The following is a 24,807-nucleotide window of genomic DNA, read 5'->3' on the forward strand; positions in this document are numbered from 1 at the left end:
GTTCATGCATCAGGATCGTGAGATACGACAGGAGTCATATCTAGCAACCAAATACGAAAAAGCCCGACAGGATGTCGGGCTTTTTTACCTTTCTATTTATTAAGTGTCTGAAAAATCTTCATAAATTGGATATTGAGTCGATATGTCCAATTCGGATTCAATAAATTCTTCACCAAAAGGAGGCAAACTATATAAAGTACTATTCAACAAATTTATTCGTCCCCCATCTCCTATATGATACTGGGCTGAATAACCATCACCAATTCCTCTAGATTTATGATAAATACTTAATATTCGAGTATTTGTATCAAAGTCAGCTAAACCAGCTACACATTCATCATAATACTCACCTGAAATAGCATCATCCACATCAAAAATAAATCGACGTAATTTCAAAATCTCCCATTTAGGTTGATTTTCAGACTCATCCAAATAAATATATAAATAACCCGCTTGGTATGCATACAAACCTAAACTGACTTCTAATAAATATTGACGATTTCCTAAATTATAAAATGTTAAACCAGATTCACTTTCAAGATTCGATGAAGAGTTTATAAAGTGTTCATCATACTGTTCACTCCATCCAATGACTTTTCTCCATAATTCTCTATCCTTTAAGCCTATGGCAGGACGGGGAAGAGTAATTGGATAAAATGGAGTATTCTCAGGTAATAAAATTAATGGATTAATTTCTAATTTTTTCAAATCATTTTCTATAAAATACTTAGCCCACTTAGAAGATCTCAATGCTGCTGCTTCATGATATTTATCATCTTTCTGGTTATTAGCATAATCACAAACCCCTTTACAAACAATAGCATAGCAAAGATGTGAAAAACCTTTTATAGCCTCAAAGAATGCAAATGATTCCATATCTAAAGCTAAGGTTTTTCTATCGTATTTTGATTGTAATATCTGAAAAATATCATCCTTTTCTATAACAGCAGATCCACATGCAAAGCTTGCTAAATGAACATCGAAATCATCTCTAAAGAATGCATTTAAATCTGCTTTATACTGTTTTTTCCTTTGTTTTATTAGTCCCATTATTGGAGGTAATAACTCATGCGATTGTATTTCAGGCAATAGTAATTCTTGTTTTCTTTTTCCGGTCTCGTAATCATAAACTTTTTCTGAAATTATTAAGTCTCCTAACTTAACTTTGCCTTGATCTCCCGCACAAATACCTATCATAATCGCAATACTAGGGTTTATCATGTACATCATTCTAGTAACATGTGCCGCTGATGCCACTTTAGAATATTTTGGTGATACAGAAGCAAATATTTCAACTGCTTTAGCCTCAATAATAACTTTCTTATGATAATAAAAGTCACCTGAAGAATTTTTATCTTCTTCCCAGCTTTCAAATTCATTCAGAAAAGGTTCTAATTCTTCTTCTAAAGCCGCAATTACTAAAACTTTCATTTTATTCTCAATAAATTATTAAATAAAAACCCCATCATCAAGATAGGGCCTTTTAGAATAATTTTCAATCAGTTATAGACTAAATATCAAGCCACTTGGCCTTCTAAAAAGTCTTGTGCAAAACGCTGTAAAACACCGCCCGCTTCATATACAGAAACTTCTTCTTCTGTATCTAAACGGCAAGTCACTGGCACTTCAACAATCTCTTCTTTACCATCTGCTGTGGCACGTTCAATCACTAAAGTTAAAGTCGAACGCGGCGCAATATTACCAATCACGCTATAAAGCTCTGTACCATCTAGCTTTAAAGTCTTGCGGTTTACACCCGGTTTAAACTCGAGTGGTAACACGCCCATACCCACCAAGTTAGTACGGTGAATACGCTCAAAACCTTCTGCCACAATCGCTTCAACACCAGCAAGACGTACACCTTTTGCGGCCCAGTCACGGCTTGAACCCTGACCGTAGTCAGCACCCGCGATAATGATTAACGGTTGCTTACGGTTCATGTAGGTTTCAATCGCTTCCCACATACGCATCACTTCGCCTTCTGGCTCTACACGCGCTTTTGAACCTTGCTTAATGGTACCGTCTGAGCGAACCACCATTTCGTTATAAAGTTTCGGGTTGGCAAATGTTGCACGTTGTGCAGTCAAGTGGTCACCACGGTGCGTTGCATATGAGTTGAAGTCTTCTTCTGGTACGCCCATTTTGTGAAGGTATTCACCCGCAGCCGAGTCCATCAAAATCGCGTTTGACGGCGACAAATGGTCGGTAGTGATGTTATCACCCAAAATCGCAAGTGGACGCATGTTCGCCAAAGTACGTGGTGCAGCCAACGCCCCTTCCCAATACGGTGGACGGCGGATGTAAGTACTTTGTGGACGCCAGTCATAAAGTGGGCTCTTCGCTTGTTCAACTTCGCCCAAGTCAAACATTGGAATGTAGACTTTACGGAACTGTTCAGGCTTCACAGCTTCTTTTACTAATGCATCAATTTCAGCATCAGATGGCCAGATGTCTTTCAGATAAATCGGGTTACCGTCTTTGTCATGACCTAATGCATCTTTTTCGATGTCAAAACGAATCGTGCCCGCAATTGCATATGCCACAACAAGCGGTGGAGATGCCAAGAATGCTTGTTTTGCGTATGGATGGATACGACCGTCAAAGTTACGGTTACCAGAGAGTACTGCTGTTGCGTACAAGTCACGGTCAATGATTTCTTGTTGAATCACTGGGTCTAGCGCACCAGACATACCATTACACGTCGTACAAGCGTAAGCCACAATACCAAAACCAAGTTGTTCTAAGTCTTTTAGAACACCCGCTTCTTCAAGGTAAAGTGCAGCTGCTTTTGAACCCGGTGCAAATGATGATTTCACCCAAGGTTTACGAACTAAACCAAGTTCATTTGCCTTACGTGCCAACAAGCCTGCCGCCACGGTGTTACGTGGGTTAGAAGTGTTGGTACATGAAGTAATTGCAGCAATAATGATTGCGCCATCTGGCATTAAGCCATCAGAACGGTTTTCAACAACACCCGCAATACCTTTTTCTTTTAGGTCCGCAGTTGATACACGTGCATGAGGATTTGATGGACCAGCGATGTTACGTGTCACTTTTGATAGGTCAAAACGAAGTACGCGTGGGTACTCTGCTTTGGTCATATCAGATGCCCAAAGGCCGATTTCTTTTGCGTACTGTTCAACCAATGCCACTTGAGCATCTTCACGGCCTGTTAGGCGTAAGTAGTCGATTGTGTTTTGGTCGATGTAGAACATTGCAGCCGTAGCGCCATATTCTGGTGTCATGTTCGAAATGGTTGCACGGTCGCCCACAGACATGCTGTCAGCACCTTCACCAAAGAACTCAAGATAAGCACCCACCACGCGCTCTTTACGCAAGAACTCAGTTAAAGCAAGTACGATATCTGTTGCTGTAATGCCTGCTTGACGCTGTCCTACAAACTCAACACCAATAATGTCTGGCAGACGCATCCAAGATGCACGGCCCAACATTACGTTTTCAGCTTCTAAGCCACCAACCCCCACAGAAATTACGCCCAAAGCGTCTGTATGTGGCGTGTGTGAGTCTGTACCTACGCAAGTGTCTGGGAATGCCACACCATCACGCGCCTGAATCACCGGAGACATTTTCTCTAGGTTAATCTGGTGCATAATGCCGTTCCCCGCAGGGATCACATCGACATTTTTAAATGCAGTTTTGGTCCACTCAATAAAGTGGAAACGGTCTTCATTACGACGGTCTTCAACAGCACGGTTTTTTACAAAAGCGTCTGGGTCAGCACCACAGTACTCCACTGCTAAAGAGTGGTCGACAATCAGCTGAGTCGGCACAACTGGGTTGACTTTAGATGGGTCACCGCCTTTGTCAGCAATCGCATCACGTAAACCTGCAAGGTCAACCAAAGCTGTTTGACCCAAGATGTCATGACACACCACGCGCGCAGGATACCAAGGAAAGTCCAAGTCCTGACGGCGTTCAATTAACTGCGTTAAATAAGCAGTTAAGTTCTCGGCATCGGCACGACGTACCAATTGCTCTGCGAGTACTTTAGATGTGTAAGGCAGTTTTTCGTATGCGCCTGGCTGAATATCTTCAACGGCTTGACGCACGTCATAATATTCAAGCTGGGTACCTGCCAGCGGTTTACGGTATTTAGTGTTCATTAACCACGCTCCGCCAATGGTTTAAATTCGAGGTTTTCAGGGCCTGTGTAGTTCGCGCTTGGACGAATGATTTTGCCGTCTTGACGTTGTTCAATCACGTGCGCTGACCAGCCTGCTGTACGTGCAATCACGAACAATGGTGTGAACATTGCAGTTGGAACGCCCATTAAGTGATAGCTCACTGCACTGAACCAGTCGAGGTTCGGAAACATATTTTTAACTTCTTTCATCACTGCTTCTAAACGCTCAGCAATGAGGTACATTTTGGTGTTTTCTTGCGCTTCTGCTAAGTCGTGCGCCACTTTCTTGATCACTTCGTTACGTGGGTCAGAAACTGTATAGACAGGGTGACCAAAGCCAATTACGACTTCTTTATTTTCAACACGCTTACGGATGTCAGCTTCTGCTTCGTCTGCATTGTCATAACGTTGTTGAATCACGAATGCAACTTCGTTTGCACCACCGTGTTTAGGTCCACGAAGCGCACCAATACCACCTGTAATTGCCGAGTACATGTCAGAACCTGTACCTGCAACCACACGTGAGGTAAATGTAGATGCGTTGAACTCGTGCTCAGCATACAAAATAAGAGATGTATGCATTGCTTGAATCCATTCTTCAGATGGTTTTTCGCCATGAAGTAAATGTAAGAAATGCGCTGCAATTGAGTCGTCATCAGTTTCAACTTCAATGCGACGACCGTTGTTGCTGAAGTGGTACCAATAAAGCAACATTGAACCTAGGCTTGCCATTAATTTGTCAGCAATGTCTTTTGCGCCAGCTTCGTTATGGTCTTCGTGTTCTGGCGTTAAACAACCTAGCACTGAAACACCTGTACGCATCACATCCATTGGGTGTGCAGACGGTGGTAATTGCTCAAGTGCAGTTTTAAGTGCTGCTGGTAAGCCACGAAGTGCTTTTAATTTTGCTTTATACGCTTTAAGTTCAGCTTTGTTTGGTAGTTTGCCATGTACGAGCAAGTGAGCAACTTCTTCAAATTGGCTACCCGCTGCAAGGTCAAGAATGTCATAGCCACGATAGTGCAAGTCGTTACCGCTACGTCCTACGGTACAAAGTGCTGTGTTGCCTGCAACTTGTCCACTAAGTGCAACTGATTTTTTTGGTTTGAAGCCTGTTGTTGTTTCATTTGAGCTCATAGAATCATCCTTTATATCAACCAGAATTTGCTGTTTGTTCAATTTTTACTTGGGTAAAAACGCGGCAGCGTCTTGCCGAGTTCTCATCCAATTTTTGGATTAACCTGCCGTTCGTCTTACTTTTCACGGATGAAAAGTAAGCAAAAATCCTTGTTGGTCTGACGATATATCCCTATATCGCAGTCCAACGTAGCGGCATCCATGCCGCCCTCACGATAGCCAAGACCATCGCTTCCCCTTCTTTTAAAAGAGGGCTTATTTATTTCTTTTTAGCAAATGCGTTGTCTAAGTAGTCTTCAAACGCGTAGTAGTTAATGCGTTCATATAACTCTTTACGCGTTTGCATAATATCAACCACGTTCTTTTGCGTACCTTCTTTACGTAAGGTTTCATACACAGTTTCGGCTGCTTTGTTCATGGCACGGAAAGCAGAAAGCGGATAAAGCGCAAGGCTTACATCGGCAGATGCTAACTCTTCAGTGGTAAACAGTGGTGTAGAACCAAATTCGGTAATGTTCGCCAAAATTGGTGCGCCAGTCTTCTGAGCAAATTGCTTGTACATATCAAGCTCGGTAATTGCTTCAGGGAACAACATGTCTGCACCCGCTTCGATGTAGGCACCTGCACGGTCAATTGCAGCTTGTAAGCCATCTACGGCCAATGCGTCAGTACGTGCCATAATCACGAAGCTGTCATCACCACGCGCATCAACCGCAGCCTTAATACGATCAACCATTTCTTCTTGAGTCACAATGGCTTTGTTCGGACGGTGACCACAACGTTTTGCACCCACTTGGTCTTCAATGTGCATTGCCGCAGCACCAAACTTGATGAGTGCTTTTGTCGTACGGGCAATGTTAAATGCAGAAGCACCAAAACCTGTGTCAGCATCGACCAATAAAGGAAGATCACATACATCGGTAATACGGCGTACGTCTGTCAACACATCATCAAGGTTACTAATTCCCAAATCAGGTAAACCTAAAGAACCAGCGGCCACACCACCACCTGATAAGTAAATCGCTTTATAACCTGCACGTTTTGCCAAAAGTGCATGATTGGCGTTAATGGTTCCAACCACTTGTAATGGCTTTTCTTGGGCTACTGCATCGCGAAATAGCTGACCTGCGGATTGTTTAGCCATTGTTATGTTCTCCTTGTGCTTGTAGCAGTGTTTGCTCAATAATTTTGTAAGAAGCATTGATATGTCGATGCATGAGCAGCTCGGCAAGTTCACCATCGCCTTCTGCAATTGCATCTAAAATACGGATGTGTTCGTCCCAAGCTTTGCTCGGTCGATCGGGTGTGTTTGAAAACTGAATTCGGTACATACGGATGAGGTGATAAAGCTCATCACATAGCATTTTTTCTAGCGTTTTATTGCCACTACTTTTGATAATGCAGTAGTGAAAATCGTCCTGCCCTTCTTGCAAGTAATATCCCTTACCTGCTTTAAAGTTTTCATCTTCGGCATGCATACGCAAAACATCACGTAGCGCCAAAATTTGCTTTTTATCAATATGCTGTGCCGCAAGTTTGCAAGCCAAACCTTCTAAAGACGCACGAATCTGGTAAAGCTCTTTAAACTGTTGCAGTGAAAGCGAAACCACGCGCGCACCCACATGTGCAGTACGCTCAACCAAACGTTGCCCTTCAAGGCGATGAATCGCTTCGCGCAAAGGCCCACGACTAATACCATAAGTGCGTGCCAGTTCAGGTTCGGAAATCTTGCTGCCTGCCGGAATTTGACCCAAAACAATCGCCGTCTGTATTTGCTTAAATACATTCTCGGTCAGTGTTCTTCCCTGACTTTGTAATGGCTCTGGTGCGAAGGTCAAATCTTGCATATTGTCGACAATTTTTAATCAATTATGAGTTTTATAGCGGTATGAATGAAAAAAATCAAGGTGATTGTTGACACTTTACAGAACGCATCAGGTCAAATTTTATCGTTAGACCTGTTATCTCACCTTATATTTAAACCATTAAACCACTTACTATTTAATATTTATAAAACAATTATTTAGGGTTATTTTATCCATGGTTTTATGACTGTTTCTCGCTTGCTTTTCGACCGCTAATCTTTTGTTTCAAACTTTAGTCTACAACCAATGTATTACAGCAAGATTGTAGACAATCTGCTTGAATGAAAGCATGAGTTATAAATTAGTATCTATTTACCGTAATTTCTTTTAAATCTTTTTATCATTTTCATCCAGAAAATATCGATATTAGTGAAATTATCAGGTGCTTCACGGTAGCTTTATTGATACATTATTGAGCATCGACATAGTTGTGGCGTATTTTTCGAGACAGAAAAAACCCAGCACTATGCATATTGTTGAATGAAAGGACTTTTTTGATGTTTCAACATATCCCCCCATACGCAGGCGATCCAATTCTCTCTTTAATGGAACAGTTCAATGCTGATACTCGTTCTGGAAAAGTGAACTTGAGTATTGGTCTTTATTATAACGAAGACAGCATTGTTCCTCAGTTAGAGACCATTATCGAGGCGCAAAAGCGTATCGAGCCTAAAAACGGTAAAACCAAACTTTATTTGCCAATGGAAGGCTTCAAACCTTACCGTGAAGCAATTCAAGCACTTTTATTTGGTGCAAACAGCCCAGCAGTTAAAGCTGGCCGTGCTGTAACCATCCAAACACTTGGTGGTTCAGGTGCATTGAAAGTTGGTGCGGACTTTTTAAAAACTTATTTCCCAAATTCAGACGTTTGGGTAAGCCAACCAACTTGGGATAACCACGTTGCGATTTTCAATGGCGCTGGCATCAAAACTCATTTCTACCCATATTTTGACAACGAAACACGTGGTGTAGATTTTGACGGTATGCTTTCTACACTTAAAACTTTGCCTGAGCAAAGCATTGTGTTATTGCACCCATGCTGCCACAACCCAACTGGTGCTGACTTAAACCCAGCTCAATGGGACCAAGTAATTGCAGTATTAAAAGACCGTAACCTTATTCCATTCCTAGATATCGCTTACCAAGGTTTTGGTGACGGTATGGAAGAAGATGCGTATGCAATCCGTGCTTTAGACCAAGCGGGTCTAAACTTCATTGTGAGCAACTCGTTCTCTAAAATCTTCTCTTTATATGGCGAACGTGTTGGCGGCTTAACTTTCGTATGTGACGATGCAGAAGCTGCTCAGTGCACATTCGGTCAGTTAAAAGCGACTGTACGTCGTATTTACTCTAGCCCTCCTACTACAGGCGCTTGGTTAGTTGATGAAGTGTTAAATGACGCTGAACTTAACCAACAATGGCAAGGCGAAGTAAAAGAGATGCGTGAGCGTATTATTAAAATGCGTAGTATCTTGAAAGACGAACTTACTAAAGCATTACCAGATCGTGACTTTAGCTACCTTGTAAACCAAAAAGGTATGTTCAGTTACACAGGTTTAACTGCTGAGCAAGTTGATATCTTGCGTGAAGAATATGCAATCTACTTAGTACGTAGTGGTCGTATTTGTGTAGCAGGTTTAAACATGAACAATGTTTATACTGTTGCTAAAGCAGTTGCAGAAGTACTTGCTAAATCTGTAGAAGCTGCATAAGACATCTACAAAAAAAGGCGCTTCGGCGCCTTTTTTTATGTTTCGATATTAAGATTTAGCCTTGCCCCAATACTTCAGTTTTGAGGTATGTCCAATACCTACGTTAAAGCTGTTGGTTGGGTCGAGTTTTTGGTAAAAATTGGCCAATGCAGGTTTGGCAATGTAGAGATGCCCAACATTATGCTCTGCCGGATATTCAGCACGGCGTGCATCGAGTAATTTCCACATTTGATGTTCCATTTCTAAAGGGTCATGGCCCTTTTTAAGAATATAGTCTTGATGGAACACATGACAAAAGAAATGTCCATAATAGAGTTTATGGATGATTTTCTTTTCCATCTCGGCTGGTAGTTGCTCTACCCATTCACGGTCATTACGGCGTAGAGCAATATCAAGCGCCACAATATCTTCAACTTCACTACGGTGCGTATCACGATAACGAATTGCCGCCCCCGCAATCGCAAAGCGGTGTAAGAATGCCTTTCGTCCTTCCTCTTCACTACATACGAAATAGTGACCTGACTGATGTACTGCAAAATATTCTTTTAAAAACTGCTCGGTCTGAGCTTTTGAATTATTTTCAACGCGTAGCACTAAATGATGCTCATAACGGTCTCGATATTCGGTCATACGCTTAGGCAAATGACTCGGTAAAAAGAAGGTAATCGCCTGTAAAATATGATCCGTTAAGCCTTTAATTTTAAATCGTTCTAAAAAGCCATCGACTTTATCTTTCATCGCAAAAGCTTTGGGAACATTGGCTGTGCCGAACTTTTCAATAAATAAGAACGTGTCTTTTCCGTACTTTTCACCAATTAAATAAGCATCTCGGTGAATATATTCGCCCGCAATCGGCAAGCTTGGTAGTGAAGTGAGCAAATAACGACGAATGGCTGTTAAATCATCGGCATCATTCGTACCTATATAAAAGACATTACTTTCTACTTTTTCATAAGTATCAAGACGTACAGCAAACACACAGACTTTACCTGCCGAACCCGATGCTTCAAACAAACGTGACGGGTCTGCATTAAAACGAGCGGGTGTATCTTCATCGACTTGCGTCACATCGTGGGCATAACGATGGTCAGACGCCTGTTTTTCACTGTCATCTAAAATATCTATAGCTTGGTATTGTTGCTTCTCTAAACGAGTCAGAATTTCTTCAGGAGTCGAGCCTAAATTTACGCCTAAATGATTTACCAGTTCTAACTGACCAGTAGCGTTTACCTGAGCATATAACGCCAGTTCAGTATACGCAGGACCACGGCGTACCAATGCACCGCCAGAGTTATTACAGACACCGCCAAGTACCGATGCCCCAATACAAGATGAACCAATCACTGAATGCGGTTCACGGTCATAACCCTTTAAAATTTGCTCTAAATTATCTAAGGTCGCACCCGGTAAACAAATGACTTGCTTACCGTCATGAATGACCTGAATGCCCTTTAATCGGCGCGTACTCATGACCAAAACAGGGCGGTCATAATCATCACCATACGGGGTTGAACCACCGGTCAATCCCGTATTGGCCGCCTGCATAATCACAATACAGTCTGCCTCAATTGCAGCTTGGAGCACCTGCCATTGCTCTAGCAAGGTCCCTGGTACCACCACTGCAAGTACTTTCCCCTCACCAAAACGACGACCTTGGCGGTACTGACGCGTGCTTTGGTCATCGGTCAAAACATAAGAACGCCCTACAATATTTTGTAAGCGATCAATCACTGCCTGAGGGGAAAATGTTTGCATGATGGTTTCCTTTTGGTCATCCATACCACATAGTTTTTTAAAAATCAGAAAAGCTCGACGGAGTTTTTCCGTTTAGAACTAATATTTAAAGTAGCTAATTCCATTACTTTTGTTTTGGCAAAAGTAATCAAAACCATTGTCACTTACAGAACCTGTTCACTGCATCCATTTTTCCAGTTATATTGCAAAAACAATACCTTGCTCATGCTACGCAGGCTGTAAGTGACGCTTAGCACTAGCAGTCTCTAGGTGTTAGATTTAATTTAAATTGGCTACGCGTTGGCGGCAGGGATGCCGCCTGTTGAGCAACTGTACAAGGAAGTACGGTTTGCTCAGCAAAAGATTTTTGGTTACTTTTTTAAAAAAGTAATGTCAATTAGCTACTTCCATTGAACTTTTTCCGATAAGACTCCGTCGTGCCAATATCATCAAAATTAATAAGAAAATGTTAGAGCTTCATCGCCTGTACTAAACAATCCGCATTAATATCCGAAATCGACTTAGCACCCGTTAAGGTCATCGCAACACGCATTTCTTTATCAATTAAATCAAGCAAGTTCGACACCCCTTGCCCACCTGCTGCTGCCAAGGCATAAACAAATGCACGGCCAAGTAAAACCGTATCGGCACCGAGCGCTAACATACGCACCACATCTAAACCATTACGAATGCCTGAGTCAGCCAAAATCGCTAAGTCACCTTTGACGGCATCAGCAATTGCAGGCAACGCACGAGCAGAAGACATCACGCCATCTAACTGACGGCCACCGTGATTCGATACCACAATACCGTCAGCACCAAAACGCACCGCATCTTTGGCATCTTCAGGATCTAAAATGCCCTTAATCACCATTGGGCCATCCCAAAATTCACGAATCCACTCAAGGTCTTTCCATGAAATGGATGGGTCAAAGTTCGAGCCTAACCAACCAATATAGTCTTCAAGCCCAGTCGGTTTACCTAAATATTTAGAGATATTGCCCAAGTCGTGCGGACGACCCATTAAGCCGACATTCCACGACCAATGTGGATGGAACATAGACTGCATATAACGGCGCATCGCAGCATTTGGTCCACTCATACCCGAATGGGCATCACGGTAGCGCGCACCCGGTACAGGCATATCTACAGTAAATACCAGTGTTGAACAACCAGCTGCTTTTGCACGTTCCAAAGCATTACGCATAAAACCACGGTCACGTAATACATAAAGCTGGAACCACATTGGACGGTTAATTGCTGGTGCAACTTCTTCAATCGGACACACCGAAACCGTTGAAAGTGTAAATGGAATGCCCTTTTTATCGGCTGCCATTGCGGCTTGCACTTCACCACGGCGTGCATACATACCTGTTAAACCCACAGGCGCTAATGCAACTGGCATAGACAAGGTTTCGTTAAATAGTTTTGTCTCTAAACTTAACGCTGACATGTCATTGAGCACACGTTGACGCAATGCAATTTCTGACAAATCTTGTACGTTACGCTTTAAGGTATATTCTGAATACGCTCCACCATCAATGTAATGAAATAAAAATGGTGGTAAGCGACGTTGTGCCGCAGCACGATAATCATTGCCAGAAGAAATAATCATTTTGAATCAACTCTATTTAAACGGTTTGCACGTTTCTGGCGAGCTTCGTCTTCATCCAGAGAACGTACATGATTAATCACAAATTCAATATGACCGCAGACAGCTTGGCGTGCGGCCTCGGGATCTTTACGATCAATAGCATCCATTACCTGAAAATGCTGCTCGCTCAGCAAGTCACCATTTACGGGGTCGTTATAAACTTTTTTACGTCCTAACAAGACGTTGTATTGCAGCAAATCGAACAGACTACGCATCATTTGGATCAACACAACATTGTGAGATGCTTCAGCAATCGCTAAGTGGAATTCAGCATCGGCCACCGCAGCTTGCGCCGAGTCACCCGCATTTTGATGGCGACTAATTTCATTAAAATAATGATGAATTTTGGCGCGATCTTCAGGCGTTGAGCGTAATGCGGCATACCAAGCAGTGCCACCTTCAAGTAATAACCGCGCCTCTTGCACATCGAAACGGTAGAGCGGATCTTCTTCAATCAGGTTGCTAATCGGGTTCACAATCAGTTGCTGTGGCCACTGTTCAGGTAACTGCTGAATATAGGTCCCATCGCCACGGCGGCTACTGAGCACCCCTTGACTATTGAGCTGTTGAATTGCTTCACGCAAAGACGGACGAGAAACTCCCAAGCTAGTTGCAAGCTGGCGTTCGGCAGGCAAACGGTCACCTTTTTTCATGTGACGTTCTTCAATTAATGCCTGCAATTTCATGGCCACTTGATCGGAGATTCTCATCGCGTTTCCTTCACTGGAGTTATGGAATCATCCACGGAACAAGATAAGCCTGAACCGTAATAATGATGCCAACAAAGACAGTGAATATGATGCTATGTTTTACCGTGAAACGGAACAAGTCAGACTCTTTTCCAACTAAGCCTACTGCGGCACAAGCAATCGCAATCGACTGCGGAGAAATCATCTTCCCTGTTACACCACCGCTGGTATTGGCAGCCACAAGCAATACTTCTGGGATACCAATTTGCTGAGCTGTGGTTGCCTGTAGTGCCGAGAACAAAGCATTTGAAGAGGTATCTGAACCCGTAAGGAATACACCAAGCCAACCCAAAAATGGTGAGAAGAAAGTAAATGCATGACCCGTATGTGATAGAGCCAAAGCTAAAGTTGCAGATAAACCTGAATAGTTCGCAATAAAAGCAAAAGCCAACACCATACCAATTGAATAAATCGGTGTTTTTAACTCATTGAGTGTTTCACCAAAGGTTGTAACTGCCTCACTTGCTTTCATTTTTAAGAAAATAGCAGTGATGATTGCGGCAATAAAAATTGCAGTACCTGTTGCAGAGAACCAGTCAAACTTATAAATCGCTTCGTATGGTTTCATCTCTGCCACAATTGGCGGCATTTTTTCGACCAATTTATGTAAGTACGGTACTTCAAGTTTAAAAATCCAGTGTTCAAGAGCACCATCCTTTGCAAATAATGCTTTAAATGGCTTAATACTCCAGATCGTCACCATGACTGTTAAGATGGCAAATGGAGACCATGCCTTAGCAATTTTTCCAATGCTATAACGTTGAACCGTAGTAGGTTGCTGAGTCAAAGTTTGGCCCGCTTCAGGTTCAAAGCGGAAAATATGTTTTGGTTTCCAAACACGGAACAGTAAAGTTAAGCTCACCAATGATGCAATTGCTGCGGTAATGTCTGGTAACTCAGGACCAATGAAGTTAGATGTAAGATATTGGGCAATCGCAAAAGCACCACCACCGACTAACACTGCAGGCCAAGTTTCTTTAACACCACGCCAGCCATCCATAATCGCCATGATCCAGAACAGCACAATAATGACTAAAAATGGTAACTGACGACCAACCATCTGGCTAATTTCCATGGTGTCTACACCAGAAACCTGCCCCGCCACAATAATTGGAATACCCATTGCACCAAATGCCACTGGCGCCGTATTTACAATTAAACATAAACCAGCAGCGTAAAGTGGCTTAAAGCCTAAACCAACAAGGAGTGCAGCGGTAATCGCAACTGGAGCACCAAAGCCAGCCGCCCCTTCAAGGAAAGTACCAAATGCAAAACCAACCAATAACATTTGCAGACGTTGGTCTTCGGTAATCGACAAAATGCTTGAGCGAATAATCTCAAACTGGCCTGTTTTTACCGAAATTTTGTATAGAAAAACTGCCCCAATAATGATCCATGAAATTGGCCATAGACCGTAGAAGAAACCGTAAATGATTGACGCAAAGGCCATTTGACCCGGCATTTGATAGAAAAATAGTGCAATCAATAATGCAATAATGACTGTGCCCGTACCCGCGATACTGCCTTTTAAACGAAAAACAGCCAACGCCAAAAAGAAGAAAATAATCGGGATTAATGCAACCGCACTGGACAGCCAAATATTATTTAAAGGGTCATAAAGTTGTTGCCACATATTGAGCATTGTCATCTCCTTGAAATGCCGGGGCGAATTTTTGTACCTTAAAATTTCAACATTTAACACAAATTGGTATGACCAATTAAAATTTAAGTGCAAATGTTTTTCCTTAAACCACAATGCGCATCATAAACACAGTTATTGGTAAGATCAATGATTAAATAACTATCACAATTGGTATGACCAATAGAGACAAGAAAAATCAAGCCATTTCTCATCTATAATTTTTTTTATTCGACTAAAGTCGTAAAAAGCTTCCTTATAAACTTAAATATGACCTACAGAAATGAAGTATTTGAATATAAAAACTATAAACGTACCAATTTGATGATCTATGTATAATGTGCACACAACTCAAACCACATGTATTGAATTGAATAATGACTACTTTAACGTGTTTTAAAGCTTATGATATCCGAGGCAAACTCGGCACCGAATTGAATGAAGAAATCGCCTATAAAATTGGCCGCGCTTACGGACAAATCTATAAACCAAAAACTGTGGTTGTAGGTTGTGATATTCGTCTAAGCAGTGAGGCTTTAAAACAAGCGACCATCCGCGGTTTAAATGATGCGGGTGTGAATGTGCTTGATTTAGGCATGACGGGTACTGAAGAAGTGTACTTTGCCGCTTTTCATTTAGACGTACAAGGTGGTATAGAAGTAACTGCGAGTCATAACCCAATGGACTATAACGGTATGAAATTGGTTCGAGAAAATGCTCGTCCAATTAGTGCCGATACTGGTTTAAAAGAAATTCAGGCTTTAGCAGAGACCAATAACTTTGAAGAAGTTAGCCAAAAAGGTACAACGCAAAGCTATAACATTTTGCCTGAGTTCGTTGACCATCTACTGACTTATATTGAACCTGCAAAAATCCGTCCATTAAAGTTAGTGGTAAACGCGGGTAATGGTGCAGCTGGTCATGTGATTGATGCCATTGAAGAAAAATTTAAGGCGCTTAATGTACCTATTGAATTTATTAAAATTCACCATGAAGCAGATGGTACTTTCCCAAATGGGATTCCCAACCCAATTTTAATTGAAAACCGTGACAGTACCCGTAATGCTGTCATTGAGCATAAAGCAGATATGGGAATTGCCTGGGACGGCGACTTTGACCGCTGTTTCTTGTTCGATGAAAAAGGTCAGTTTATTGAGGGCTACTATATTGTCGGCCTATTGGCTCAAGCTTTCTTAATCAAACAGTCAGGCGAAAAAATTGTGCATGACCCACGTTTAGTGTGGAACACATTTGATATCGTCGACGAATATAAAGGTGTTGCTGTACAGTCAAAATCGGGGCATGCATTTATTAAAGATGTTATGCGTGAACACAATGCAGTATACGGCGGTGAAATGAGTGCCCATCACTATTTCCGTGATTTTGCTTACTGTGACAGCGGTATGATTCCTTGGTTACTCACCATTGCTCTACTCTCTGAAACAGGACAATCTCTCTCAACACTCGTTGAAAATATGATTGCCAAGTTCCCTTGTAGTGGTGAAATCAACTTTAAAGTAGCCGATACGCAAACTACGATTCAAAAGATTTTCGACTTCTATGCGAATCAAAATCCACAAATTGACCGTACCGATGGGGTAAGCCTCGACTTTGGCGCATGGCGTTTTAATGTCCGTGCTTCAAATACTGAACCGTTATTACGCCTCAACATTGAAAGCCGTGCAGACCGCCAAGCTCAGCCAATGCAATATTATGTAGATGAATTGACTGGATTAATTCAGTCTTAATAATTCCTATATAATAGAGATGGAAATTACTTTTCCATCTCTATTTGAGTATTTTGCATAATCTTATAAGTATGATTATTCCCATCTAATACATCTCTATTTAAATTTTCATAATCCTTTAACAAAACTTTATTGTTAAAGTTACAAGTTGGAGCTTCTTTTATAAATTTTTGATGTATAGCGTTATAACAACTCGAAACATTATCAACAAATTGATAATAATCTGACAAAGGTAGCCCTGCTAGCTTTAACAATTTTGGAGCAACAAAACTTGCAGCAATATAAGGTTGCTTCAATGGCTTCTTATCTAATTTATAATTGCTCCACACTACAAACGGCGTCTGATAATTTTTGAGATTAGTTCGCTCAGTATCTTCTTTAAAAAATCCATATCTATCATAGACTTCTTGCAAATTAGGCAAATGATCACCGAAAGCCACTAAAATTGTTGGCCGTTCTACAGTCTTTAAATATTCAGCAAGCTCCTGCAACTTTTGATCAGCACGTGCAATTCCAGCCGTGTAAGTACTTAATTTTTGTTTTTGGGTTTCAGTTAGTTCTCTACTAAATTTATAATTCTGTCTCCCAAATCGATCATCATTATACATTGGATGATTTTCGACGGTAATCGCATAAATAAACTTTGGCTTTTGCTCATTTTGTTTTAGAGTAGACTTAATCGAATCAAAAATAAGGTCATCTGTGGCCCAGCCCCCTTGATTAAATATATTACTCCGATCTTTTTGAGCAATCATATTTTCAAGTGATATAAATTTCTCAAACCCTAAGTCTGGATATACCTTATTACGATTATAATAATAACTATAGTTATTATGCATTGCAACCGTTTGATAACCCATTGAATTTAAATAATAAGGAAGAGCATAAATTGGTTTTTTTAGCTTAGAAACATATAACAGCTCATTAGGAAAAAAAGTCGTATTCAGGCTTGTAAGGGCTTCAAATTCTACATTCGCAGTACCTCCGCCAAAAGTAGGCGACAATAAATTAGACACTTGATTTTGTTGAACAAAAGACAATAAATCTTTCGGAAGCTCATTATCTAATTTGTGTGAATCCCAAAAAGACTCCTCCATTACTACAATAATATTTGGATATTGAGGAGTTTTATTCTCTAACGGATGTAAAATATGATGTTGGTGCAAAATTTGTTGTATCGCTGATTCAGATACTTTGCGACTAGGTAACAATACGCTAGTTACATTATCCAATACTTTAGAAACGTAAAAAGTCACAAATCCATAATCTTGTATCTTCCGGTAGTCACCAACCCAATCATTTCTGGTATTGGGAAATTCCTGCAAGCTAGCACAAATCATAGGTTTTCTTTCAGAAAAACAAGCGCCTGTAGGGTTCTTAATAAAATTTAAGTAAATTAAACCACTACTGATTAGTCCAAAGATAATGATATTAGGGACATAGGTATGAAAAGTGGCTTTACTTTCTTTACGTAGAGCAATTAAAAGTATGATAAGAAAGAAAATAATAAGAGTAAAAAAGATAAGTTGTAAGTGCCAAGGAGTGGCTTTCATTGCTTCTGGAAGTAAAAAAATATCTTCAGGACTTAAATTGCTAAATAAATACTGTTGCTTCTTTTTATTAATAAAATTTAAAAATATAACGAATAATTGGCTTAAAAAAATTGCAGCATATTTACGACCAACCACAATAAAAAATAGTTGAATTACCGCGTAGTTAAAAAGAATTGAAAAAATAGCCTTTTCTGAAATCAAATAGGTATAAAACTTATGCCCAGTTAAATTCATGTCCCATGCAACATATATACCTACACAGGTAGATAAAAAGGCAATAAAGATGAATAACAGTTGTTGACGTAGAAAAACCATGACTGCAAAAAGAGGCTAACAGAATTGTGGCGAATACTAGCATGAAAATAACCGCTACAACTGCTGTCTCTTTAGAAAACACGCGTTCTATTGACCAACAACTGCTATATATTTGAATTTAGAAAATTTAAATAATTAGCTCTTATAACCCGCCGGATTCTGCTTTTGCCAATTCCAGCTATCCTTAAGCATATCTTCTAAACCGTATTGAGGTTTCCAGTCCAACTCAGCAACTGCACGAGCATTGTCAGCAAAAGAAGTCGCAACATCCCCTGCTCTACGTGGAGCGAACTCAAAAGCAACAGGTACGCCATTCACTTGTTCAAAGGTATTTTTTACTTGTAAAACAGATGAACCATTACCTGTACCAATATTCCATGCACGGCAACCTTGCGCCTGTAGACGGTTATTTAAAGCGCATAAATGTGCATTCGCCAAGTCAACAACATGGATATAATCTCGCACACCTGTACCATCTACTGTATCGTAATCATTACCATAAATGGATAATTTTTCACGACGACCAACAGCAACTTGAGTCACATAAGGCATTAAATTATTTGGGATACCTTGCGGGTCTTCACCAATACGCCCACTCTTATGTGCACCTACTGGGTTAAAATAACGTAGTAAAGCAATAGACCATTTAGAGTCAGCTACTGAAAGTTTTTGTAATAATTGCTCAACAATTAGTTTTGTATATCCATAATTATTACTTGGCATACCTGTTGGCATTTCTTCATTCAGCGGAGAGGTATTTGCCTCATCATATACGGTCGCAGAGGAGCTAAATACTAATGTATAAACACCAGCTTTCTCCATTGACTTCACCAGTTGAATACTGCCTGCAATATTATTATCAAAATAAATAAGCGGTTTTTCCTGGCTTTCACCTACTGCTTTTAAACCTGCAAAATGAATAACCGCATCAATTGAGTGTTCTTGAAACACTTGGTCAAGCTCACCAGAATTCCGAATATCACCCTCCACAAAAGTTAAACTTTTTTGTGTGATCTCTTGAACTCTATTTAAAGATTCTTTTGAGCTATTTGAAAGGTTATCAAATACAATAACTTCATGGCCTGCTTCTAAAAGCTCTACACAAGTGTGTGAACCAATATAACCTGCACCACCTGTAACTAAAATTTTAGCCATCGACTTTTCCTAATAAAATTTTAATCAAACCACGTGTTGAAGCATCAAGTGTTGAAAGATCATTTTGAGCACCATTTAAAATTGGAAGTAACTGATCAGCAATCTGCTTACCTTTTTCAACACCCCATTGATCAAACGGATTAATATTCCAAATTACCGACTGAACAAATACCTTATGTTCATATAAAGCAATTAACATCCCTAAACTATATGGATTTAGTTCTTTTAAAAGTAATGTCGAACTCGGCTGATTACCTTCATATTGTTTATAAATTGGTAAATTCTTTAGTTCAGCTGAATCCAAAGCTTCATTACCAAAAGCCAATAAACGTGATTGCGCCAAACAGTTTGAAAGTGCAAGATGATGTTGCTCAACTAATGCTTCAGCATTTTCTACATAAGTAAAATGATCTGCATTATAACGTTTTATAGGAGCAATAAAATCACAAGTTACTGCCTGAGTTCCTTGATGGAGTAACTGGTAAAATGCATGCTGAGCATTTGGGCCAACCTCACCCCATACAATTGGGCAAGTATCTAATTCAACTTTTTGTCCATCACGTTGTACTGACTTACCATTAGATTCCATTTCAAGCTGCTGCAAATAGGCTGCAAAATATTTTAAACGGCCATCATAAGGTAATACAGCATGGGTCTGTATATTTAAAAAATTATTATTCCAGACCCCTAATAATGCCATGAGAACCGGTATATTTTGCTCAAAGCTTGTATTTTGAAAGTGTTCATCGACAGCATGTGCACCAGCTAAAAGCTGCTGAAACCCATCAATCCCAACTGACAATGCAATAGGTAAACCAATACACGACCAAAGAGAATAACGTCCACCTACCCACTCCCAAAGCAGCAACTGGTTTTCAGGAGCAATTCCCCATTCGGTCATTTTATCAGCTTTTGTAGAAACACCAATAAAATGACTTTTTACAACGCGTTCATGTTTTCCTAACGCTTTTTCAAGCCACTGACGAACTGTTTGTGCATTGGATAAAGTATCAATAGTGCCAAATGACTTTGAAGAAATAATAAATAAAGTCGTTTCCGGACGCAGTTGATGGAGCAAGTCTGATAACTGACTACCATCCATAGTCGAAACAAAGTGTACATTAAGAGGTTTGGCAGTTTTTACTTTAAAATCGCATAGTGCATGGGTCACCATTTGAGGCCCTAAATCGGAACCACCTACACCAATATTAACGACATCCTGAATCACTTCACCCGTAGCACCGCGGTATTGCCCAGCATGGATTTTTTCAACCAAAGCGTACATACGCTGTAATTGAGTATGAACCTGTTTTGTGAGTTCAGGAAATTTAGAATATTCCGATGGTAAACGTAAGGCCCAGTGCATAGCTGCACGCTGCTCAGTACAGTTGACTTTGTCTTGGGAAAATAAGCGCTCAATCCAGTGAGTTAATTGTTTCGTCTTTGCTAAAGCAAACAATTGTTCTAAAACACTTTTAGTTATACGGTGTTTACTATAATCAAAAACCAATTGATCGAACTTTACCGAATAGTTTTGAAAGCGGTCTTGCTCGGCTGCAAATAATTCTTTGATATGTAATTTTGAATTCTTCTCAACCAAGGAATGAAGCTGTGCTATAGGCGAGACTAACTCTTTAGGAAACTTCTCGATAGATTTACTCATAATCGACCTACTCCTTCATAAGCGAAACCTTTTGCTTTCACATATGCCGGATCGTAAATATTACGCCCATCCAAAATAAGAGGATGCTGCATTAATTGTTGCAACTGTTTAAAATCAGGGCTCCAATATTGTTTCCATGCCGTCACTAAGCATAAAGCATGGGCACCCTGTACGGCTTCATATTGATCAGCGCATAAGATTAGGTCTTCTCGGCTGCCATATAAAGCTGCAATTTCATCAAGAGCTTGCGGATCATGTAACCGTACTTTTACACCTTGGGCCCATAAAGCAGCCAATAAGATATGAATAGGTGAGTTATGTGTACTTGGGGTGTTCTCTTTAAATGAAGCCCCCCAAATTGCAACCGTTTTTCCACTCAAGTCACAATGATAATAATTCCACAACTTACGGAATAAAATTTCTTTTTGTTGTTCATTAATAGCCCAAACTTGTTCTAAAAGACGACTTTTCACACCCGTTTCGGAAACAGTACTAGAAAGTGTTAAAATATCATGTGAAAAATTTTCACCCCCAAACCCAACACCTGCCGACAAGTAGGCTGCACCAATACGTGTATCTGCAGCAATACCATGCTTTACATTCGCAATATCTATACCCAACTTTTCCGCAACTAGAGCAAGGTCATTCATATAACTAATTCTAGTTGCTAACATGCCTGAAATGCTGAGCTTAGTAAATTCGGCATCTAAAATCGGCATGAATAAATATTGATAGCTAAAACGGAAGAATGGACGCAATAACTCTTGCATTATGTCTTGAGCATAGCTTGATTCAACACCAACAATGACATGTTTTACGTTCAGCACGCTATTAATCGCATTTCCTTCTTGAATCACATCAGGAAAATAAACCCACTCGTCTTTAGGTAAATGTTGCTTTAATTTTTCTGTACCATGTAAACCAAAAGTTGAGCCATTGATCATTAAACGTGGATGAACTATCGGGCGCTCACTCAACTTTTCAACTGTTTTTAAAGCAAGCTCGATTTGTGTTGGGCTAAAACAAAATAAATAAACTTCAATATCTAAAGGAATTTGAGAAAAAGGACTTTCTGTTAAAAAACCCGCCTTTCTTTGTTTATTTAAATAATGATTAACTTCTTGATCTTGATATGAAAGTACAGATATATTTTCTTCACAGGTGACACTTGTACACCAATAGATCTGATTACCATATTCAGCTAGTAACGCTGCCATTACACCAGCGTGCAAGGTGGTTCCAAATACCGCGATTTTCATTGTACACCTGATTTTAATATTATATAGAATTCTCTTCCCATTATGGGAAGAGAATATGTTGAACAGCTCAAATATTCATTATTTTTTACAAATACTTAAGTTGAGCTACAAAATTTATAATTTAAGTTCTTGAATCAACTGTTTAAAATCATTTCCTAATTTAGGATGTTCTATGCCATAGTGAAGTACGGCTTTTAAATAACCAAGCTTACTACCACAGTCAAAGGTTTGTCCCTGCATACGATAGGCTTCCACTACATCAGTTTGTTGCAGCATCGCAATTGCATCTGTTAACTGAATTTCATTACCCGCACCCTTCGGTGTATTTTCGAGTAATTGCATAATTTTTGCAGGCAAAACATAACGACCAACAACAGATAAATTGGACGGTGCAGAACCCACTACAGGTTTTTCAATAATGCCCTGCATAGCGATGCTTTCGCCTTCATTTGGACTTTGTGCAACATCAACAATACCGTATTGATCTACTAAGTGATTAGGAACTGCTTCTACCATAATTTGTGCCGCCTGACATTCATTATAACGAGAAATCATACGCGACAAATCATTCTGCCCTGAGCTATCTTTCACCAATACATCTGGTAATAACACAGCAAAATCATCTTGCCCTACTACACTTTTCGCACATAAAACCGCATGCCCTAAACCTAAAGGTTGAGGTTGTCTTACGCTTACCACACTCACATGAGCAGGAACGATTTGGGTAATCTCTGCAAGTAAATCAAATTTTTTCTTTTGCTCTAGAGTAGTCTCCAACTCAAAGTTCCGATCAAAATAGTTTTCAATCGATGCTTTTGAAGAGTGAGTCACTAAAATAATCTGTTCAACTCCAGCTTCCACCGCTTCACGGACGACATATTCAATGGCTGGGCGGTCAACTACCGTAACCATTTCTTTTGGGATTGACTTACTTGCGGGTAAAAAACGTGTACCTAAACCAGCTACTGGTAAAACTGCTTTTTTGATCATAAGAAATATTTCAAGATATAAAATTTACTTTACAGATGAGTCGACATTTTCTTGGACGTCATTACCTTTAAATAAAGATGGTCCTACATGCCCTGGTGCATTAATACCTTCGCGTCTTAACATCACTTTGACTGTTTTAAACATGATTTTAAAATCAACCCAAACACTATGATTGTCTACATACCAAACGTCACATTTAAACCGTTCTTCATAATCCAGTTCATTACGTCCACTGACCTGAGCTAAACCAGTCATTCCAGGACGTACTTCTAAGCGACGTGCTTGTTCTGGTGAATATAAAGCGACAAAGTCTTTTAACATTGGACGAGGACCCACCACACTCATATCACCTTTTAAGACATTAATAAGCTGTGGCATTTCATCTAAGCTAGTAGAACGCAATTTTTGACCAAAAGGCGTAATACGAGCTTCATCTGGCAATGGATTCCCCTGCGCGTCAAAGGCATCCTTCATCGAACGGAACTTAATCATTTTAAATAATTTTCCGTCCTTTCCAGGTCTTTCTTGATAAAAGAATATTGGTGAACCTAAATTTTTACGGACCTTATAAGCAACTATCAGAAATATTGGCGACAGTACGGTTAGAGCTATTAAAGAAATGACTATGTCTACTAAGCGTTTCATATTTTCATTCACTCATTTTTTAATATCTTTACGAAGAAAGGTATTATAAATTTTACCTAGCATATTTGCTGGCAACAGTCTAAAGGCAGACCGTATCAGAAACAGCATATTAGCATATACAGGATTTTGTAACTTTAGTTGTTTTTTTAAATCTAGTAACTGTTTTTCACTTTTAATATATTGGAAACCTTTACGTCGTGCGTGCATACCATTACCAACACGAGCATATAGAAGGACGTCAGGTAAGTTCGCAACTTTATAATTATTACCAATTACACGTAACCATAAGTTGTAGTCTTCCATAAATAAATGATGCTGATAACCTCCGAGAGACAAAATAACATCACGCTTGTACACGACGGTCATATGGTTAAAGGGACAACGTTTTTGTGCAAATTTTTTAATCTCGTCATGTGTTAAAGGCACAGACTTGATTACATCGGCATCAGTAATATCTTGATTAAATTCCATTACTTGAGAACTAAACAAAACAACATCCGGATTTTGTTCTATGAAAGCAAGTTGTTTTTCAAACCGATCAGATGTACAAATATCATCAGTATCCATACGAAAAACCCAATCAGCACTACACTGTTTTAGCCCTTCATTTAATGCCTTACCAAGCCCTACGTTTTGCGGTAACGCAACTACTTTTAGTTTTTCACCGATTTTAACTTGCCACTCCTGTACAGAAGTTGTGAGTTGCTCACCAATAGGCCCATCTAAAACTAAAACTATTTCACTTGGCTTCAAGCTCTGATTATCCCAAATGCTTTCAAAACACTTTTCTAGATATTCAGGTTTTTCTTTATGATATAGGGATAATAGAACCGAGAACATACAAT

General features: G+C 40.0%; 19 protein-coding genes. 3 read left to right on the forward strand and 16 right to left on the reverse strand.

What is annotated here, in order from left to right; all coding sequences use genetic code 11:
- Positions 1–99 precede the first annotated feature (99 nt).
- The 5 genes from MKL33_RS20290 to MKL33_RS20310 form a co-directional block, all read right to left on the reverse strand.
- Positions 100–1,431: a phosphorylase family protein gene (locus MKL33_RS20290; RefSeq protein ID WP_270907623.1), complete on the reverse strand. Its 1,332-nt coding sequence runs from the start codon at positions 1,429–1,431 to the stop codon at positions 100–102.
- An 86-nt stretch (positions 1,432–1,517) separates the two neighbouring features.
- A complete protein-coding gene (gene acnD / locus MKL33_RS20295) occupies positions 1,518–4,124 on the reverse strand; it encodes a Fe/S-dependent 2-methylisocitrate dehydratase AcnD (RefSeq protein ID WP_270907624.1) in 2,607 nt (868 codons plus the stop codon).
- The gene (gene prpC, locus MKL33_RS20300; RefSeq protein WP_004795430.1) at positions 4,124–5,281 is read right to left on the reverse strand and encodes a bifunctional 2-methylcitrate synthase/citrate synthase; all 1,158 of its coding nucleotides are present in this window, start codon (positions 5,279–5,281) and stop codon (positions 4,124–4,126) included. Before prpC ends, acnD begins: the two co-directional genes overlap by 1 nt.
- A 259-nt stretch (positions 5,282–5,540) precedes the next feature.
- Complete coding sequence (gene prpB / locus MKL33_RS20305) at positions 5,541–6,425, reverse strand: methylisocitrate lyase (protein ID WP_004706036.1); 885 nt, start codon at positions 6,423–6,425, stop codon at positions 5,541–5,543.
- Entirely contained in the window at positions 6,418–7,128 is a 711-nt protein-coding gene (locus MKL33_RS20310) for a GntR family transcriptional regulator (protein WP_001153627.1), read from the reverse strand. Before MKL33_RS20310 ends, prpB begins: the two co-directional genes overlap by 8 nt.
- 45 nt (positions 7,129–7,173) lie before the next feature.
- Between MKL33_RS20310 and MKL33_RS20315 the strand changes: the two genes are divergently transcribed.
- Both MKL33_RS20315 and MKL33_RS20320 read left to right on the forward strand, forming a co-directional pair.
- A complete protein-coding gene (locus MKL33_RS20315; protein ID WP_080759770.1) occupies positions 7,174–7,308 on the forward strand; it encodes a hypothetical protein in 135 nt (44 codons plus the stop codon).
- A gap of 335 nt (positions 7,309–7,643) precedes the next feature.
- Positions 7,644–8,858, forward strand: a complete 1,215-nt coding sequence (locus MKL33_RS20320) for an amino acid aminotransferase (protein WP_005309021.1) — start codon at positions 7,644–7,646, stop codon at positions 8,856–8,858.
- Between the two features lie 48 nt (positions 8,859–8,906).
- On the opposite strand, the gene dld is transcribed toward MKL33_RS20320, so the two are convergent.
- The 4 genes from dld to lldP form a co-directional block, all read right to left on the reverse strand.
- Positions 8,907–10,613, reverse strand: coding sequence for a D-lactate dehydrogenase (gene dld / locus MKL33_RS20325; RefSeq protein ID WP_205666324.1), 1,707 nt, complete (start codon positions 10,611–10,613; stop codon positions 8,907–8,909).
- Between the two features lie 448 nt (positions 10,614–11,061).
- Positions 11,062–12,207: an FMN-dependent L-lactate dehydrogenase LldD gene (gene lldD, locus MKL33_RS20330; RefSeq protein WP_002050500.1), complete on the reverse strand. Its 1,146-nt coding sequence runs from the start codon at positions 12,205–12,207 to the stop codon at positions 11,062–11,064.
- Complete coding sequence (gene lldR / locus MKL33_RS20335) at positions 12,204–12,956, reverse strand: transcriptional regulator LldR (protein WP_060466549.1); 753 nt, start codon at positions 12,954–12,956, stop codon at positions 12,204–12,206. The genes lldD and lldR overlap by 4 nt, the downstream gene beginning before the upstream one ends.
- Before the next feature lie 19 nt (positions 12,957–12,975).
- Positions 12,976–14,643, reverse strand: coding sequence for an L-lactate permease (lldP, locus tag MKL33_RS20340; protein WP_171254258.1), 1,668 nt, complete (start codon positions 14,641–14,643; stop codon positions 12,976–12,978).
- A 368-nt stretch (positions 14,644–15,011) separates the two neighbouring features.
- Between lldP and MKL33_RS20345 the strand changes: the two genes are divergently transcribed.
- Complete coding sequence (locus tag MKL33_RS20345; RefSeq protein WP_270907625.1) at positions 15,012–16,382, forward strand: phosphomannomutase CpsG; 1,371 nt, start codon at positions 15,012–15,014, stop codon at positions 16,380–16,382.
- A gap of 26 nt (positions 16,383–16,408) precedes the next feature.
- On the opposite strand, the gene MKL33_RS20350 is transcribed toward MKL33_RS20345, so the two are convergent.
- The 7 genes from MKL33_RS20350 to MKL33_RS20380 form a co-directional block, all read right to left on the reverse strand.
- Positions 16,409–18,070, reverse strand: coding sequence for an LTA synthase family protein (locus MKL33_RS20350; protein ID WP_270907638.1), 1,662 nt, complete (start codon positions 18,068–18,070; stop codon positions 16,409–16,411).
- Positions 18,071–18,385: 315 nt separating this feature from the next.
- Complete coding sequence (gene galE / locus MKL33_RS20355; protein ID WP_001062917.1) at positions 18,386–19,405, reverse strand: UDP-glucose 4-epimerase GalE; 1,020 nt, start codon at positions 19,403–19,405, stop codon at positions 18,386–18,388.
- Positions 19,398–21,068: a glucose-6-phosphate isomerase gene (pgi, locus tag MKL33_RS20360; RefSeq protein WP_031966803.1), complete on the reverse strand. Its 1,671-nt coding sequence runs from the start codon at positions 21,066–21,068 to the stop codon at positions 19,398–19,400. The genes galE and pgi overlap by 8 nt, the downstream gene beginning before the upstream one ends.
- Positions 21,065–22,327, reverse strand: a complete 1,263-nt coding sequence (locus MKL33_RS20365; RefSeq protein ID WP_270907626.1) for a nucleotide sugar dehydrogenase — start codon at positions 22,325–22,327, stop codon at positions 21,065–21,067. The genes pgi and MKL33_RS20365 overlap by 4 nt, the downstream gene beginning before the upstream one ends.
- A 114-nt stretch (positions 22,328–22,441) precedes the next feature.
- Positions 22,442–23,317: a UTP--glucose-1-phosphate uridylyltransferase GalU gene (galU, locus tag MKL33_RS20370; protein WP_270907627.1), complete on the reverse strand. Its 876-nt coding sequence runs from the start codon at positions 23,315–23,317 to the stop codon at positions 22,442–22,444.
- 24 nt (positions 23,318–23,341) lie between these two features.
- A complete protein-coding gene (locus tag MKL33_RS20375; RefSeq protein WP_004735659.1) occupies positions 23,342–23,962 on the reverse strand; it encodes a sugar transferase in 621 nt (206 codons plus the stop codon).
- A 12-nt stretch (positions 23,963–23,974) separates the two neighbouring features.
- Positions 23,975–24,802: a glycosyltransferase gene (locus tag MKL33_RS20380; RefSeq protein ID WP_046879569.1), complete on the reverse strand. Its 828-nt coding sequence runs from the start codon at positions 24,800–24,802 to the stop codon at positions 23,975–23,977.
- Positions 24,803–24,807 lie beyond the last annotated feature (5 nt).

Origin of the sequence: Acinetobacter sp. AOR43_HL (genome assembly GCF_027854635.1) — a bacterium.
In the GTDB taxonomy this organism is placed as follows: domain Bacteria; phylum Pseudomonadota; class Gammaproteobacteria; order Pseudomonadales; family Moraxellaceae; genus Acinetobacter; species Acinetobacter pittii.